Source organism: Microbacterium lacus (assembly GCF_002812805.1).
Taxonomy (GTDB): domain Bacteria; phylum Actinomycetota; class Actinomycetes; order Actinomycetales; family Microbacteriaceae; genus Microbacterium; species Microbacterium lacus_A.
The window spans coordinates 404,631-420,058 of sequence record NZ_NMUM01000030.1 but is presented as its reverse complement, the minus strand read 5'-3'; the positions used below and the strand labels follow the sequence as shown (position 1 = coordinate 420,058).

General features: G+C 69.8%; 15 protein-coding genes and 1 riboswitch. Of the genes, 7 read left to right on the top strand and 8 right to left on the bottom strand.

From position 1 onward, the window contains the following. Window positions 1–91 precede the first annotated feature (91 nt). The 4 genes from CGU34_RS11900 to CGU34_RS11885 are packed head-to-tail and all read left to right on the top strand — an operon-like array spanning window position 92 to window position 3,845. Window positions 92–1,093, top strand: coding sequence for a carbohydrate ABC transporter permease (locus CGU34_RS11900; RefSeq protein WP_051513594.1), 1,002 nt, complete (start codon window positions 92–94; stop codon window positions 1,091–1,093). Beyond that, window positions 1,090–2,037 (top strand): carbohydrate ABC transporter permease, encoded by a 948-nt coding sequence (locus CGU34_RS11895; protein WP_198517765.1) that lies wholly within the window; start codon window positions 1,090–1,092, stop codon window positions 2,035–2,037. The genes CGU34_RS11900 and CGU34_RS11895 overlap by 4 nt, the downstream gene beginning before the upstream one ends. A 43-nt stretch (window positions 2,038–2,080) precedes the next feature. Beyond that, window positions 2,081–3,073, top strand: a complete 993-nt coding sequence (locus CGU34_RS11890; protein WP_100814194.1) for an ROK family protein — start codon at window positions 2,081–2,083, stop codon at window positions 3,071–3,073. Then, window positions 3,066–3,845, top strand: a complete 780-nt coding sequence (locus tag CGU34_RS11885) for a glucosamine-6-phosphate deaminase (protein WP_100814193.1) — start codon at window positions 3,066–3,068, stop codon at window positions 3,843–3,845. Before CGU34_RS11890 ends, CGU34_RS11885 begins: the two co-directional genes overlap by 8 nt. 108 nt (window positions 3,846–3,953) lie before the next feature. On the opposite strand, the gene CGU34_RS11880 is transcribed toward CGU34_RS11885, so the two are convergent. The 6 genes from CGU34_RS11880 to CGU34_RS11850 form a co-directional block, all read right to left on the bottom strand. Continuing rightward, entirely contained in the window at window positions 3,954–5,363 is a 1,410-nt protein-coding gene (locus CGU34_RS11880) for an FAD-binding oxidoreductase (RefSeq protein ID WP_232711658.1), read from the bottom strand. Next, entirely contained in the window at window positions 5,360–5,776 is a 417-nt protein-coding gene (locus CGU34_RS11875; RefSeq protein WP_100814192.1) for a YrdB family protein, read from the bottom strand. Before CGU34_RS11875 ends, CGU34_RS11880 begins: the two co-directional genes overlap by 4 nt. Before the next feature lie 22 nt (window positions 5,777–5,798). Beyond that, the gene (locus CGU34_RS17210; protein ID WP_198517764.1) at window positions 5,799–6,173 is read right to left on the bottom strand and encodes a hypothetical protein; all 375 of its coding nucleotides are present in this window, start codon (window positions 6,171–6,173) and stop codon (window positions 5,799–5,801) included. Further along, window positions 6,161–7,306 carry an RNA polymerase sigma factor gene (locus tag CGU34_RS11860; protein WP_100814190.1) on the bottom strand — a complete coding sequence of 382 codons (1,146 nt, stop codon included), beginning with the start codon at window positions 7,304–7,306 and terminating at the stop codon, window positions 6,161–6,163. The genes CGU34_RS17210 and CGU34_RS11860 overlap by 13 nt, the downstream gene beginning before the upstream one ends. A gap of 399 nt (window positions 7,307–7,705) precedes the next feature. Then, on the bottom strand, window positions 7,706–8,980 hold the full coding sequence (locus CGU34_RS11855) for an N-acetylglucosamine-6-phosphate deacetylase (protein ID WP_100814189.1): 1,275 nt from the start codon (window positions 8,978–8,980) through the stop codon (window positions 7,706–7,708). Then, a complete protein-coding gene (locus CGU34_RS11850) occupies window positions 8,977–10,464 on the bottom strand; it encodes a beta-N-acetylhexosaminidase (RefSeq protein ID WP_100814188.1) in 1,488 nt (495 codons plus the stop codon). Before CGU34_RS11850 ends, CGU34_RS11855 begins: the two co-directional genes overlap by 4 nt. Window positions 10,465–10,568: 104 nt before the next feature. Beyond that, window positions 10,569–10,653: riboswitch (ZMP/ZTP riboswitch) on the top strand. Between the two features lie 35 nt (window positions 10,654–10,688). On the opposite strand from CGU34_RS11850, the gene glyA reads away from it, so the two are divergent. Together glyA and CGU34_RS11840 are read left to right on the top strand one after the other, a co-directional pair. Next, complete coding sequence (glyA, locus tag CGU34_RS11845; protein ID WP_100814187.1) at window positions 10,689–11,963, top strand: serine hydroxymethyltransferase; 1,275 nt, start codon at window positions 10,689–10,691, stop codon at window positions 11,961–11,963. 256 nt (window positions 11,964–12,219) lie between these two features. Next, window positions 12,220–13,104: a bifunctional methylenetetrahydrofolate dehydrogenase/methenyltetrahydrofolate cyclohydrolase gene (locus CGU34_RS11840; protein ID WP_100814186.1), complete on the top strand. Its 885-nt coding sequence runs from the start codon at window positions 12,220–12,222 to the stop codon at window positions 13,102–13,104. A 135-nt stretch (window positions 13,105–13,239) separates the two neighbouring features. Here the strand turns inward: CGU34_RS11840 and CGU34_RS11835 are convergent, their stop codons facing one another. Next, window positions 13,240–13,803 (bottom strand): hypothetical protein, encoded by a 564-nt coding sequence (locus CGU34_RS11835; RefSeq protein ID WP_100814185.1) that lies wholly within the window; start codon window positions 13,801–13,803, stop codon window positions 13,240–13,242. 96 nt (window positions 13,804–13,899) lie between these two features. Then, window positions 13,900–14,694 carry a transglutaminase-like domain-containing protein gene (locus tag CGU34_RS11830; protein WP_100814184.1) on the bottom strand — a complete coding sequence of 265 codons (795 nt, stop codon included), beginning with the start codon at window positions 14,692–14,694 and terminating at the stop codon, window positions 13,900–13,902. A 131-nt stretch (window positions 14,695–14,825) separates the two neighbouring features. On the opposite strand from CGU34_RS11830, the gene CGU34_RS11825 reads away from it, so the two are divergent. Beyond that, window positions 14,826–15,290, top strand: coding sequence for an aromatic ring-opening dioxygenase LigA (locus CGU34_RS11825; RefSeq protein WP_100814183.1), 465 nt, complete (start codon window positions 14,826–14,828; stop codon window positions 15,288–15,290). The last annotated feature ends 138 nt before the right edge of the window (window positions 15,291–15,428 follow it).

The window sequence follows — 15,428 nt, the reverse complement described above, 5'->3', positions numbered from 1 at the left end:
GGGCCGGGGGAGCCGCGCGCTCCTCCGGCCCCGCGCATCCGTCCCTCATTCGTTCATCACCCGCCCATTCGCCTCCCGAGCAGGAGATCCCATGTCGAGCGTCCCCCGCGGACTCGCCCCGGCCGTGAGTGCGGTCGAGGGAGAGCGGCTCGTCGCCCCCGAACCACCCGTCCCCGACCGGCAGCGCGGCGGTCGACGCCGGTCCCGCCGGCCCGGCGGATTCACGCCCTACGCACTCCTGGGGCCCGGGTTGCTCGTGCTCGCCGTGATCACCGGCTGGCCCCTCGTGCAGCTGTTCGTCATGTCTTTCCAGGAATTCGGTCGGGCTCAGGTGTTCGGTGCGCCGCCCGAATTCGTCGGGCTGGCGAATTACCTCGCCGTACTGACAGACGCCGAGTTCTGGCAGGTGCTCGGCCGTTCGGTGCTGTTCGCGGCCGTGTGTGTCGTGCTGACGATGCTGCTCGGCATCCTGGTCGCCCTGCTCATGCGGCGGCTCGGCACGGGCCTGCGCACCCTCGTCTCGGTGGGGCTGCTGCTCGCGTGGGCCATGCCGCCCTTGTCGGCGACGATTGTCTGGGGCTGGATCTTCGACACGCAGTACGGGGTGTTGAACGCGTTTCTCAGCGCGCTCGGTCTGCCGTTCGAGGGGCACTCGTGGCTGATCGATCCGCTCAGCTTCTTCTTCGTCGCGACGATCATCATCGTCTGGGGTGCCGTGCCCTTCGTTGCCTTCACGGTGTACGCGGGTCTCACGCAGGTACCGGATGAGGTGCTCGAAGCCGCGCAGCTCGATGGGGCAGGGGCCGTGCAACGGTTCCGGCTCGTGGTCGTGCCGTACATCCGCTCGATCCTCATCATCGTGACGATCCTGCAGGTCATCTGGGACCTGCGGGTGTTCACGCAGATCTACGCGCTGCAGTCGATCGGCGGTCTCGCATCCCAGACGAACACGCTCGGGGTGTACATCTACCGCGTCTCGCTCGGCTCGGGCGACTTCGGCGCGGGCGGCGCGATCTCGGTCATCGTCGTGCTGATGCTCGTCGGAGTCTCGTTGTTCTACGTTCGCCGAAGCCTGCGGGAGGAGAGCGCATGAGCGCCGTTTCGACGCGGCGCAACATTGGGCGGACGGATGCCGAGGCATCCGCTCGTTCGACGCGTCCGTCCCGCGCTGCACGCCCGCCGCGCCGCAAGATCTCGGCGCGCCGCCGCACGGGGTCGCTGCTCGCCGGTGTGGCGGCGCTCGTGGTCTTCTTCTTCTCGGTCTTCCCCGTGTACTGGATGGTCAACACCTCGTTCCAGCCGAACGGGCAGGTGCGGGGGAGTGAACTGCACCTGTGGCCCGACAACGGCACGCTCGAGAACTACGCGAGCATCATCCTCGGGCAGACCCGTGCGCCGTTCGTGCCGGCATTGCTGAACTCGCTGCAGATCGCGCTCATCACCGTGATCGTGGCGCTCGTCTTCGCTTTTCTCGCGGCACTCGCCGTGACGCGGTTCCGCTTCCGGGCTCGGGGTTCGTTCATCGCGACGATCCTGATCGTGCAGATGATTCCCGCCGAGGCGATGATCATCTCGACCTTCCGACTCGTCGACGGATGGCAGCTGCTCAACACGATCATCGGGCTCTCAGCGGTCTACATCGCGACCGTCCTGCCGTTCACGATCTGGACGCTGCGGGGCTTCGTCAACGGCGTGCCGGTCGAACTCGAAGAAGCCGCGATGATCGACGGGCTGAGCCGCTCGCAGGCGTTCTGGCGCATCACGTTCCCGCTGCTCGCGCCCGGGCTGGTCGCGACCGGCGTGTTCGGCTTCATCCAAGCGTGGAACGAGTTCGTCTTCGCGCTCGTGCTCAACCCGCGCCCCGAGGCCATGACGCTTCCGGTGTGGCTGCGGACGTTCCTCGACCCGAACGGCGGCACGAACTGGGCCGAGCTGATGGCCGGGTCGACGCTGGTCGCCGTGCCGGTCGTGATCTTCTTCCTCATCGTGCAGGGACGGATGACGAGCGGCCTCGTCTCGGGGGCGGTCAAGGGCTGATGGGTGATCCGGTGTGCACCGTCCCTCGATCGGGGGCCGGGCGATGAGGGTCGGGCTGGACGTCGGCGGTTCGAAGACCGAGGGAGTCGCCGTCGCGCCGGACGGGTCGATTGTGGCTCGCGTGCGCCGCGCCACGGGGTGGGGTCCGGATGCCGTGGTCGAGACGATCCTCGGGGTCGTTGCCGACCTCGGGGCCGAGCTGGGCGCCGAGGCGTCGGGGGCTGCGCCGCAGATCGCGTCGGTCGGCATCGGCATCCCGGGCCAGATCGCGCCCGGCTCCCTGTGGGTAGAGCATGCCGTCAACCTGGGCATCGAGTCGCTCGACCTCGGCGACACCGTCGCGTCGACGCTGGGGGTGCAGGTATACGTCGACAACGACGTGCGGGCCGCGGCGCTCGGCGCCGCCGTGTTGCGCGGGGGTTCGGGGTCGATTGGGTACCTGAACCTCGGGACGGGCATCGCCGCGGGGATCGTGACGGGCTTTGTGACGGGCTCTCTAGCGGGGTCGATAGCTGCGGCGGGTTCTGGGCGCGAGACGGTGCCCGCGGTCTGGCGTGGTTCGCGCGGCGCGGCCGGCGAGGTCGGTCACATCAGCGTGGATCCCGCGGGACCGATGTGCCGGTGTGGACAGCGCGGATGCATCGAAGCCCTCGCAGGGGGCGCCGCGCTCGCCGAACGGTGGGGGCGACCGGGCACTCATCCTGTGGGGGACATCTTCGACGCGGCCGAGTCGGGCGATCCGCTCGCGCTGACGCTCCGCGGCGAGCTCGCGCGCGGAGTCGCGGCGGCGGTGCGGATACTGGTCCTCACGACGGATGTCGAGACCGTCGTTCTCGGTGGCGGACTGACCGCGCTCGGTGCACGATTGCACGACGACGTGCGGCGCGAGCTCGAGGCGGTGGCCGAGGCATCCGTCTTCCTGCGTTCACTCGCGCTCGCCGACCGTGTGGAATTGCTCCCGCCGGGTTCGCCGGCTGCCGCTCTCGGCGCCGCACTGTCGGGAGCGCCGGAGGAAGGGGTTCTGATTCATGGCTGAGGTCGTCATCGTTCCGGATGCCGCGACGGGCGGTGCCCTCGTCGCCGACGAGATCGTGCGCCTGATCGCCGGGCGCCCCGACGTGGTGCTGGGCCTGGCGACGGGGTCGAGCCCGCTTCCGGTCTATCGGTCGCTGGTGGAGCGACTGGCGGGCAGGGACGTTTCGCGCGTCCGCGCGTTCGCCCTCGACGAGTACGTGGGCCTGGCCCCCGACGATCCGCAGAGCTACCGCAGCGTGATCCGGCGCGAGGTCGTCGAGCCGCTCGGGCTTGACCCGGAGCGGGTGGGGGTGCCCGACGGGTCGCTGACGGGGATCGAGCACGCGGGCGAGGCGTACGAGGCCGAGCTCGAGGCATCCGGCGGCGTGGATCTTCAGCTGCTCGGGATCGGCAGTGACGGGCACATCGGGTTCAACGAGCCGGGGTCGTCGTTTGCGTCGCGCACGCGCGTGAAGACCCTGACCCGGCGCACCCGGGAAGACAACGCGCGATTCTTCGCCTCGATCGACGATGTTCCGGTGCACTGCATCACGCAGGGCCTCGGCACGATCCTGCGCGCACGGCACCTGGTGCTGCTGGCGTTCGGGGTGGGCAAGGCCGCCGCGGTCGCGGGTGCCGTCGAGGGGCCCCTCACCGCGTCGCTGCCCGGGTCGGCCATCCAGCTGCATCCGCACACGACCGTCGTCGTGGACGAGGCCGCGGCGTCCGCCCTGCGCTTCGCGGGCTACTACCGCGAGACGTGGGCGCACAAGCCGGCCTGGCAGGGGCTGTAGTCCGACGACGCCGACAGACACGATGTGGGGCACCGTAGGTGCAGTGGGGCACGGAGAAACCTGCCCCAAATGCACGAAACCTGCCCCGCTTCGCGCTCGACCCGCAGCTCAGGGCGCGAAGACCTTGCCCGGGTTGAGGATGCCGAGGGGGTCGAACACCCGCGCGATGTCGCGCTGCAGGGCCCACTGATCGTCGCCGAGCTCATCCGCCAGCCACCGCCGCTTGAGCGTGCCGATGCCGTGCTCGCCGGTGAGGGTGCCGCCGAGCGCGAGTGCGGCGCGGAACAGCGCATCCGCCGCCGCCCAGACATGGTCGGGCACCTCTTCGCCGTCGAACGCGAAGTTGGGATGCAGGTTGCCGTCACCCGCATGCGCGATCGTCGGGATCGTCACGTCGTACTCGCGCTCGATGCGCGCGATCTCATCGAACATCGTCGCGAGTGCGCTGCGGGGTACCGAGACATCCTCGATCAGTGTTGTTTTGCCGAGCGCCTCCATGGCCGGATGCATCGAGCGCCTGATCGTCAGCAGCCGCTCGCCCTCGTCCCGGTCACGCGTGACGGTGACGTTGCCGCCGTTTGCGGACAGGACGACGCCGATGGCCTCCGCCTCGGCCGCCGCGGCTGGGCCGTCGGTCTGGACGATCAACTGGGCCGCGCCGGGGGTGGGCGGCTGTATTCCGAGATAGGAATGTGCGGATGCGAGAGTCGTCGCATCCATCAGCTCCATGATCGCGGGCTGCACGCCCGAGGCGGTCACGGCCGCCGACGCCTGCGCCGCGGAGCGCACGTCGCGGAACGTCGCCGCGACCGTGCACACGTCACCGGGCACGAGGCGGCGGAGCTTGAGGGTTGCGCCCACCACGACTCCAAGGGTGCCCTCGGATCCGATCATGAGCGACGTGAGGTCGAGGCCCGTCACGCCCTTGACGGTGCGGTGCCCGAGGCGCAGGAGGCGCCCGTCGGCCAGCACGACGTCGAGGCCCAGTACGGCGTCGCGCACGACGCCGTACTTCGCGCACAGCAGCCCACCGGCGCCTGTCGCGATGTTGCCGCCGACCGTCGAGATCGCACGGCTCGCGGGATCCGGCGCCCACCACAGGTCGTACTCGGCGAGCGCGGCATTCAGGTCGGCGTTGATGATCCCCGGCTCGACCACGGCGAGCAGGTCATCGGGGCGCACCTCGAGGATCGCGTCCATCGACCGCATCGACAACACGATCTCGCCCGGCCCGCCCATAGCGGCGCCCGCGAGACCCGTGCCGGCACCGCGCGTGACGACCGGGGTGCGCGTCGCGGTCACGATCCGCATCGTCCGCTGGACATCCTCGACCGATGCCGCATGGACGACGGCGAGTGGCCGACCGATCGAGCGATGACCGGATTTGTCGGCCCGGGCGGCCTCGAGCGAGGCATCCGTCGTATCAACGCGATGCGAAAGCTCGGCGCGCAGACGCGCGACGACATCGCCCTCGGGTGCGGCGTCGGGATGCACCGCGATGTCGAGATCAGACGTCACGCGAAACGCCGTCTTCCGACCACGAGTCCCGTGGCGACAGCGACGGCGCCGAACGCCAGGCCGATCCACGGCTGGCCGAGGCTCCACCAGGCGAGCGTCGCGCTCACGAAGATCAGCAGCTCGATGAACGCGGCGACGAACGGATGCACCGCGATGACGGCCCGCGGCGACAGGAAAAGCGCCCACAGCAGAATCGCGAAGACGGGGGTGCCGATGCCGAAGACGAGGTTCCACGGGAAGGCGAAGGCGAGGAAGCCCCACAGCGCGAGGGTTCCGAAGGCCACGAGTTCGGTCAGCAGCCGCACGATGTCGATCACGCCGGGCCGTTCGACCATCCCGGGCGCTCGCCCGGTACCACCCGCGGGGGTCGATGCGGGCTGAGGTGCGCCGTCGAGCGCGGACGAATCGGTCATCGTCCCAGTCTACGAGCGGGGGTCAGTTCGTCAGATCCCAGACGAGAGCGGACGAACCCGCGACCTCGATCGGTGATCCGCTCGTCGGGACGTAGCGGACGGTGACGGGAGCGAGTGTGTACTCGACGAGGGAGAACGGCACCGACAGCGCGCCGACGCCGCCGGGCCCCAGCATGACGGTGGAACGTGTGACGCCGTCGACGTCCACGGAAAGGGTTGCGCCCTCTTCGCCGACCACGGAGATGTTCAGGGTGGCTGCGGCGAGGGTGATTGTGCTCGTGACGGAGAACTCGGTGGGCCCGCCCGGGGGAATTGTGGGCTGATCGGGATCGACCGGATCCACGGGGTCGACCGGGTCGACGGGATCGACGGGGTCTACGGGGTCTACGGGATCCACGGGTTCCACCGGATCGACGGGATCCACCGGATCTGCGGGTGTCGCCGGGGGTACGGGCTCGGTGCTCGGCGCCGGGCTCGATGCCGGGGTCGGATCTGCCGGCTCGTGGGCGGGAGCGGAGCAACCGGTTCGGCGGCGGGACTGGATGAGCTGTCGATCGGGATATCCGTGGACTCCGTGGACGGCAGAGCCGACGGCGAGGGAGCCGATGACGTTGAAGGAGACGCCACGGCCGCGGCCGAACTCGGCTCGGCTGCCGCGGGCGCGAAGAGGGACGGCCCCACAGTGACCCCGAGGACGGTTCCGCCGGTCACGACGGCGCCGACGGCGATCGCGACCGCAAGCCCCGCGCCCGAGAAGATCCCTGCCGCGCCCGCCGTCGCCGTGCCCGCGGCGGCGGCTCCTACCACCGCGCCCCCGGCGCCCGAAGCGGCAGAGCCCGCCGCCGCACCAGAGCCCGCCGCCGCGCCAGAGCCCGAAGCAGCCGCGGCCGCGCCGCCAGAGCCCGCGCCGCCCGCGAAAGAGCCCGCGCCGCTCGCCGCCGCACCGCTCCCGCCCGCGACGGTGACAGCCCCGGGCATCAGACTCGACGGCATGGCCGCGAGGGCCATGATCGGGAACGCGAGCTGTGCGACGGCCGTCGGCTTGAGCCCCAGCAGGGGCGCGATCTCGGCGGGCTTCATGCCCTCGATCTCGGAGTACCAGAGCACCTCCTGCCAGCGCGTCGGCAGGCTGCGGAAGGCGCGGTGCGTCAGTCCGCGATCGAGTGCGTCCGCCGTCGCCTCGGGCGTTGACGCGGGGTCTTCGACGGCGTCGAGCTCGTCGATCGCGGTTTCTCGGCGGGCACGGCCCCACCCCGCCGCGGTGTTGCGGATACTCGTGAACAGGTAGGCGCGGAACGACCCTGTGGGCCCGCCGCCCCGGCGGATGGACTGGTAGATCCGTGCGTATGCCTCTTGCACCAGGTCGTCGGGGTCGAGAGAACTCGTGATCGAGCGTGCGACGGTGATGCCCGACCGGTAGTGGCGTCGCCAGAGTTCGGCATAGGCCTCGCCGTCGCCCGAGCGGGCGCGCAAGACGAGGTCGGCGTCGCCATCGCCTGTCGGCGTCGTGTCGACCTCGTCGCTCTCCATGCAGATTCCCCGTACTCGTCCTGTCGGCCGTGCCCGATTTTCGTCTCACTCAGAGAGACGCAGGGGCGGCCGCTTTATGACGCAGTTCTCTCCATTGTCCACGTCCCGCGGTGCGACGGGGAGGGATGCTCACGCGGACGACTCGAAAAAGTTTCCATAACTCGCGTAATGAACTCCCTCGATGGGCATCTCTTGGGTGAGAGACGCGCTTCGATCCTTCCGGGGGGATGGTGCGAAGTCGCTGCGGCGCTGGACGTCGCAGCCGCGGGGCGTGGCTTTCGGGTGGTCATCCGGGGGGAGGCCGATCCGGATCCACGCCCCGCCTCATTTCGTCGCCGCGGGACTCAAGGGGACACGGGCGCGAACCGGACCCGAGGCATGGGGATGCTGAAGACGGTGTCAGGACGCGCCGGCCCGCGGCACGGGTTCGCCCGCGCGCCACACGGCGCGGACGCGGAAATCCCGATCCCAGAGGACGAGATCCGCGGGGCCCCCGTCATCCAACGTCCCGAGTTCGGGGTGCCCGACGGCACGCGCGGGTGTCGTCGTCAGCGCGCGTACCGCCTCCGTCAGGGGTACGCCGGAGCGGATGGCGATCCGCAGCGCGCGGTCCGACGTCAGGGTCGATCCGGCAATGGTGTCGCTGCCACGAAGTCGTGCGATGCCATCACGCACCTCCACGGAGCGTGCCCCGAGGACCCAGTCTCCGTCGCGGTCGTCCGCGCCCGCCGCGGCCATCGCGTCGGTTATGAGGGCGATCCGTCCGGGCGCCATGCGGAACAGCAAGAGCACGACCGCGGGGTCGAGGTGCACCCCGTCTGCGATGGCCTCGAGGGTGACCCGTTCGTCGATCGCCGCGGCCGCCACGGGCCCCGGGTCGCGATGATGCAGGCCCGGCATGGCGTTGAAGGCGTGGGTGAGGATCGTGGCTCCCGCGTCGAACGCGGCACGGGCGGTCGCCAGATCCGCGCCGGTGTGCCCGATCGCGGCCGCCGCGCCGGCCACGACGATCTGAGTTATCGCCTCGATCGCACCCGGATGCTCCGGCGCGAGCGTCACCTGGCGCACCGTCCCCTCACCCGCGGCGAGCAGCCGCTCGAGGTCGGTGGTGTTCGGTGCCCTCAGCTGGGCGGGGTCGTGCGCGCCGCGGCGGTCGTGGTCGAGGAAGGGGCCCTCAAGGTGGGAGCCGAGGATGCCCGGCTGAGACTTGCTGAGCCGCGCGATGCGGCGGACACGCTGTTCGAGGTCGGACACGGGTGCGGTGACGAGCGAGAGCACGGCGCGAGTCGTGCCGTGTGCGCCGTGCGTCGCGAGGGCATGGGCGATCGCGGCATCCGGGTCCTCTGGCACATCGGTGCCGCGGGACCCGCCGCGAGCGCCGGCGCGATCGCCGTCGTAGGACGCGCCCCCGCCGCCGTGGACGTGGATGTCGATGAGGCCGGGCGTGAGCACGGCGCCCGGGCCCGCCGTTGCAGCGGCATCCACGATCCGATCGTTGTCGTGCGCCGCGGCACGCCAGGAGTCACCCGTGCCCTGCGCGACGATGAGCCCGCCTTCGACGCGCAGCCAGGCATCCGATTCGTCCCGGACGATGCCGGACGTTGCCCCGCTGCCTGATGTTGCGGCCTCGAGTGTGGGCGCCACCAGCCGCGCCGAGTGCACGATGAAGCTCATCGCGCCCCACCGATTCCCGCGGCGAGCCAGAGCGGTGCGAGCGCATCGACTCGCTCGCGAAAGGACTCCCATGTGCGCGCCGCCGACATCGCGGGCGGGTTGGACCAGGAGATCTCCGCCGCGGCCGCGATCCGCGGAAAGACGAGGGCGTCAATGTCGGCGAGGGTCTCGACGGTCTCGGTCCAGAGCGCCGCCTCGACCCCCAGGATGTCGCGCTCGGTGAGACCCTCGACCACCGCGAGTGGCTCCCACTCGTAGGCGCGGCGGAGGCTCGTGGGTCCGTTCGCCCAGGTGAGCCCCAGGGCGCTCTCGGCGTCGGGCTTCATGTCGAGGTACGCCGCGTCCGCGGGGGACAGGATGACTCGGCCACCGTTCCGGACGAACGCACGCGCGAGGTCGTCGTGGCCATCCTGCGGGGCGACGAAGCCCCAGTACTGCCCGACCGTGCCCGCCGGAAGCTCGGCGACCGCCCCGGCCTCCTGCCAGGTGATCGGGATCTTGCCGACCTCGCGGACGACGTGGGCTGCGCGGCTGACGAAGGCGGCGAAGTCGGCGGGCGCCGTGCCAAGGGCCTCATCGCCCCCGATGTGCAGGTACCGCCCGGGCGTCACCTCGGCGAGTTCGCGGACCACATCGTGCACGAATCGGTCGACCGTCTCGTCACCGATCCGCAGGGACGAGAACCCCACCGCCCACCCGGTGAACGGCACGCCCGACTCGGGCAGCTGCTGGCCGAGCTCGGCGACCTGCGCGCGCAGTGCGTCGGAGATGACCGGGGCCTCGACCAGCTCGGGGTAGGCGATGCCGACCGCGTGCGTGTGGCCGGGCATGTCGATCTCGGGCACGACGGTCATGTGTCGGGTCTCTGCGTACTCGACGATGCGCCGGTAGTCGGCCTTGCTATAGAAGCTCGCGGATGCCTCGGGCCCCGTCAGCCGGGGCCAGGTGTCGATCTGCAGGCGCCACCCCTGGTCGTCGCTGAGGTGCAGGTGCAGGTGGTTGAGCTTCAGGCTTGCGGCTCGGTCGATGACGGCGCACACGTCCTCGACCGAGAAGAAGTGCCGCGCGACATCGAGCATCATGCCGCGATAGGCGAAGCGCGGGGTGTCCTCGATCGTCAGGTGGGGAAGGTGCCAGGTGCCGCCGTCGGTGCCGGCCTCGATCGCCTGGACGAGTGTTTGCGCCCCGTAGAACAGGCCGGTGGTTGTTGCGGCGACGATTTCCGCATCGGAGGCATCCGTCCGCAGTGTGTAGGCCTCCGCCGTAAGCCCGACGTTCGGGTCGAGGCGCAGCCGGATCGCCCCGGGGTGGGGCGCGGATGCATCGGTCGTCTGAACCGTCGAGGTCAGGCCGGTGCGCACCGTGATGGAACGTGCCAACTCTCGCGCCTCGTGTGACGCCCCCGGGTCGGCGAGGACGACGAGCCCCCCGGCGAGCGAAAGCGCCCCGTCGCTGGGCTCGACGCGTGCCGGGTAGGGGATCATGTAAGGAAACCTAACAAACCCCGGGTCCGGCCGCTACGGCGCGGTTTTCGTGGCCGACATCGGAGGACATCCGGAGAGAGCGGATGTCGGAGCATCCGGTAGACTCGCCATGTCGCGACTGGCGTTCGGGTGGGTGACCACCGGGGAGCGACTGACTACGGCATTCGACCGCTCGCCTGGGCCGATGCGGAATTTCTGCCGATGCCGTCGTCCTGGAGGTTGCAATGACCGATCCGCTCTTCAACGCCCCGCTCTCCGAAGTCGATCCCGAGATCGCACAGGTTCTGCAACGCGAACTCGACCGCCAGCGCGGTTACCTCGAGATGATCGCATCCGAGAACTTCGTGCCGGTTTCGGTGCTCGAGTCGCAGGGTTCGGTGCTGACGAACAAGTACGCCGAGGGATACCCCGGCCGTCGCTACTACGGCGGATGCGAAGAGGTCGACGTGGCCGAAGAGCTCGCGATCGAGCGGGCCAAGAGCCTGTTCGGTGCGGCTTTCGCGAATGTCCAGCCGCACTCCGGTGCCACCGCGAACGCCGCCGTGCTGCACGCCATCGCTCGCCCGGGCGACACGCTGCTCGGACTGTCGCTCGACCACGGTGGGCACCTAACGCACGGCATGAAGATCAACTTCTCCGGCCGCCTCTTCAACATCGTCGCGTACGGCGTCGACGCCGAGACATCCCTCATCGACATGGACGAGGTGCGCGCGCTCGCCGTCGAGCACAAGCCGAAGGTCATCATCGCGGGCTGGTCGGCGTACCCGCGTCAGCTCGACTTCGCCCGCTTCCGCGAGATCGCGGACGAGGTCGGTGCCTACCTCTGGGTCGACATGGCGCACTTCGCCGGGCTCGTGGCCGCGGGGCTGCACCCCTCGCCGTTCCCGCACGCGCACGTCGTGTCGTCCACGGTGCACAAGACGATCGGCGGACCGCGCTCGGGGTTCATCCTGACGAACGACCCCGACCTGGCCAAGAAGATCAACACCGCCGTCTTCCCCGGTCAGCAGGGCGGACCGCTCATGCACGTGATCGCGGCGAAGGCGACCGCGTTCAAGCTGGCCGCGACGCCCGCGTTCCGCGATCGTCAGGAGCGCACCGTCCGTGGTGCGCACATCCTGGCCGAGCGCCTGACGCAGCCGGATGTCGCGGGCGCTGGTATCAGCGTGCGCTCCGGCGGCACCGACGTGCATCTCGTGCTGGTCGACCTGCGTAACGCGCAGATCGACGGCAAGCAGGCCGAGGATCTGCTGCACGAGATCCACATCACCGTGAACCGCAATTCGGTGCCCAACGACCCGCGTCCGCCGATGGTGACCTCGGGTCTGCGCATCGGCACGCCCGCCCTCGCGACGCGCGGCTTCGGCGACGCGGAGTTCTCCGAGGTGGCCGACATCATCGCTCTCGCGCTGCTGCCGGATGCGGATGTCGAGGCGCTGCGCACGCGTGTCGCCGCGCTGACGGCGGCTTTCCCGCTGTACCCGGGTCTCGAGCAGTAGCGACCGACCCCGGGATCCGACGCCCTCGCGTCGTTCGCAATTCAGTCTGCTCGTTCGAGGCTGTCGCGCGACGGGCCGGGATTCCGGGGGTCTGGCGGGATATCTGGCGCGATGTGCTGAATAGTGAACACCTATCGCCGCGGACGCCGCTTCTGTAGATTAACTATCGACATAGGTATTTGACCGGGCCGAGTGCCACGGTCGGAGACAGCGCAGTGCCGCAGCGAAGAAGCGCGGATGACCGACGGGAGAGACGATGACGGCGAAGAAGCTGGACGGCAAGGCGACGGCAGCGGCGATCAAGGCCGAGCTGACCGAGCGCGTGGCGGCATTGAAGGCGCGAGGGGTGACGCCCGGGATCGCGACGGTGTTGGTGGGGGCAGACCCCGGCTCGCAGCTGTACGTGGGCATGAAGCACCGTCAGTCGGAGGCGATCGGGATGAACTCGATCCAGATCGAACTGCCCGGTGACGCGACCCAGCAGGACGTCGAGGAGGTCATCGACCGGTTGAACGTCGACCCGGCCTGCCACGGATACATCGTGCAGTTGCCGTTGCCGAAGCACCTCGACACCGACGCGATCCTGGAGCGGATCGATCCGGACAAGGATGCCGACGGCCTCCACCCGACGAACCTCGGGCGACTCGTCCTGAACGTCAACAACGAGATCACGTCGCCTCTGCCCTGCACCCCGCGTGCGGTGATCGAGCTGCTGCGTCGCAGCGGATATGACCTCGCGGGCAAGCATGTCGTCGTCGTCGGTCGAGGGGTGACGATCGGCCGCTCGATCGGGTTGCTGCTGACGCGGCGTGAGGTTAATGCAACGGTGACGCTGACCCACACCGGTACCCCCGACATCCCGTCGTTCATCCGTCAGGCGGATGTGGTGGTCGCGGCCGCGGGTGTGAAGCACCTGGTGCGGGCGGAGGACGTCAAGCCGGGTGCCGCGGTGCTCGACGTCGGGGTCACGCGCGGTGAACCGGACCCCGAGACCGGCAAGTCCGCCGTCTACGGCGACGTCGACCCGGCCGTTGCCGAGGTCGCGGGATGGCTCTCACCCAACCCCGGCGGTGTCGGACCCATGACCGTCGCACTCCTCATGACCAACGTCGTCGAAGCGGCTGAGCGCTCGATCGCCTGACCCCCAGGTGTCTGCGGAGGCACATGGGTGCAGGCAAAAACACGAGAACAGGCAGATCCATCACGAATCGGCCTGTCTTCGTGTGATCACCTGCCCTCGTGCGGTCCCGATGCTCAGGCCGGGGTCAGCGGTCGGTCAGCCGAGCTCGTCGAGCATGCGGCGTTGCTCGTCGGTCAGACCGTCCTTGAGTTCACGGCGAGTGGATGCGTCGACACCGGGCGTCATGGCAGGTGCCGAGACATCCGTCCCGCCCGTCTTCGGGGAGCGCCCGAGCTTCGCCGCGGCCGCGTCGTACACGTGCCCAGCGCGCTTCTCGACGCGGTCGTCGATCGCGTCGTAGATCGCCCAGGCGATCAGCAGTGCGACGGGCGGGACGATCCATCCGGTGAACCATCCCTCGACCCGCACCGACGTGAACAGCACGACGAGCACCCACACGATCGCGGCGACGATGAGCACGAGCACGTATTGCGTCAGCTTCTCGCCGATCCTGGTGCGCTGATTCGCCGAGCGCGCGGCCATGCCGCGGAACCACGAGGTGATGAGGGGCTTGATCCACAGGGTTGCGGCGGTGAGTACGATCGAGCCCCAGAATGCGGCCCAGCCGACCCGCACCGACGCGAGCAGCAGCCCGATCAGCCACAGCACGACGAGGTTGAAGAGGTACAGCGAGACGAACCGTACGATCCAGGTGCGCATGTGTCCAGCGTGCCCGGTCTCACGCTTCGGCGCCAGTTGGAGGCATCCGCCGCGGCTGACACGCGGTCGACGCGAGAAGCGGCCCCGCCGAGGCGCTCAGCCCAGGCGCACCAGCGCGGTCACGTCGTCGTTCGGCAACTCATCCGCGACGGCCGTGACCTCGAGCGTGTGGAAGTCGACACCCCCGCGCTGTGTGGTCAAGAAGGCGGTGTCGGATGCGTCGCGCCCGGTCGCGATTCGCAGCATGCTGCTGCGCGGGGCGAGGGTCGTCGCATCCACGACGTGCCAGGCTCCGTCGACATAGGCCTCGGCGACGGCGTGGAAGTCCATCGGCGCGAGGCCCGGGGCGTAGACCGATACGAGGCGCGCCGGCACGTTGCGGGCGCGCAGCAGGGCCACACAGAGGTGCGCGTAATCGCGGCAGACGCCCTGGCGGGCGAGGAGTGTACGCACGGCGCCGTCCGTCGGCAGGCTCGATCCGCTCACGTAGGCCAGGCGCGTGCCGACCCACGAGCTGACCGCGTCGAGAAGGTCGACGCCCCCGAGTCCCGTGAACTCGGCCCCCGCCGTCGGCGCGAGCGTGTCGGACTCGCAGTAGCGGCTGGGCCGCAGGTACCGGATCAGGTCGGTCGGGATCAGCTCTTCCTCCGCCGAGCGGCCGAGAACCGTGGCGGTATAACTCGCCTCGAGCTCACCCGTCCCGACCTCCACCCGGTGCAGGCGCGTGCCGTGCGAATCGACCAGCTCCTCGGCCTCGACGGCCGCGCCGTCCAGGCTGAAGAGTATGCGCTCCGATGCGAGGTCGGCGCCATCCGCGACCGCCATCGAAAAGATGAGCTCGGCCGGTTCCGTGACCGTGAGGGTGATGTGTGCGCCGACGTCTCGCTTCATGCGTCGATCATGACAGCGCGGTGTGTCAACCGCGTGAACGGATGCCGGGGGTTGACGCCCTTTCGAGCGCGCGGTAACGGGGCGCCGCGTGTCAGGATGCGTGGAGACATCCGCGCCCGAAAGGACACCCCATGGCATCCCTCCCTCCCCTTACCGCCCTGCGTCGTGTCGGCGGACTCACGGTCGCGGCGGGTGCCCTGTTCGCGGTGGCGGGTTCTGGCGCGTGGGTGGCGGTGACGCGGCAGCTGCGGGCCGAGAAGATCACGGTGCCCGGCAACGCCCCGATCCTTGCGGGCAAGCCGGTGCAGGACCCGGTGACGGCCTACGTCGAAGCCGTCGTGATCAAGGGCAACGCGGAGCGCGGGGCGGGTGGCCGCACTTTCGCCGATATCAGCGAGGCGCTCCGGCACGTCGAGAAGGGCAGTGCGGAGGAGGGCAAGCTGCGTGGTCAGAGCGCGGCGCTCGCGACCGCGGCGTCTCTGCGCACGTCACTGATGACCTCTGTGCTGGCCTACGGCGTCAGCGCCCTCGTCGCCGGGCTTGGTGCGCTCTTCGTGATCGTGGGGTCGCAGCTGCGCCGCATCGACGGCAAGTAGGCGTCGGTCGGGCGCTCGCACCGACGTGAGCGTCGGAGATCCGGCGCACGTCGGATCGGATGTATCCACCCCATCCGACCCTCGCCGGATCTCCGACATGCGCCGAGCGCCAGGGCGGGGGTAGCGCCTGGCAGCAGC

Excerpts from the sequence above, each read along its gene's own strand:
- CGU34_RS11885 (WP_100814193.1), top strand. The coding sequence starts at position 3,066 with ATGGCTGAGGTCGTCATCGTTCCGGATGCCGCGACGGGCGGTGCCCTC.
- CGU34_RS11825 (WP_100814183.1), top strand. The coding sequence starts at position 14,826 with ATGGCATCCCTCCCTCCCCTTACCGCCCTGCGTCGTGTCGGCGGACTC.
- glyA (WP_100814187.1), top strand. The coding sequence starts at position 10,689 with ATGACCGATCCGCTCTTCAACGCCCCGCTCTCCGAAGTCGATCCCGAG.
- CGU34_RS11895 (WP_198517765.1), top strand. The coding sequence starts at position 1,090 with ATGAGCGCCGTTTCGACGCGGCGCAACATTGGGCGGACGGATGCCGAG.
- CGU34_RS11855 (WP_100814189.1), bottom strand. The coding sequence starts at position 8,980 with ATGAGCTTCATCGTGCACTCGGCGCGGCTGGTGGCGCCCACACTCGAG.
- CGU34_RS11840 (WP_100814186.1), top strand. The coding sequence starts at position 12,220 with ATGACGGCGAAGAAGCTGGACGGCAAGGCGACGGCAGCGGCGATCAAG.
- CGU34_RS11850 (WP_100814188.1), bottom strand. The coding sequence starts at position 10,464 with ATGATCCCCTACCCGGCACGCGTCGAGCCCAGCGACGGGGCGCTTTCG.
- CGU34_RS11900 (WP_051513594.1), top strand. The coding sequence starts at position 92 with ATGTCGAGCGTCCCCCGCGGACTCGCCCCGGCCGTGAGTGCGGTCGAG.
- CGU34_RS11830 (WP_100814184.1), bottom strand. The coding sequence starts at position 14,694 with ATGAAGCGAGACGTCGGCGCACACATCACCCTCACGGTCACGGAACCG.
- CGU34_RS11860 (WP_100814190.1), bottom strand. The coding sequence starts at position 7,306 with ATGGAGAGCGACGAGGTCGACACGACGCCGACAGGCGATGGCGACGCC.
- CGU34_RS11875 (WP_100814192.1), bottom strand. The coding sequence starts at position 5,776 with ATGACCGATTCGTCCGCGCTCGACGGCGCACCTCAGCCCGCATCGACC.
- CGU34_RS11890 (WP_100814194.1), top strand. The coding sequence starts at position 2,081 with ATGAGGGTCGGGCTGGACGTCGGCGGTTCGAAGACCGAGGGAGTCGCC.
- CGU34_RS11835 (WP_100814185.1), bottom strand. The coding sequence starts at position 13,803 with ATGCGCACCTGGATCGTACGGTTCGTCTCGCTGTACCTCTTCAACCTC.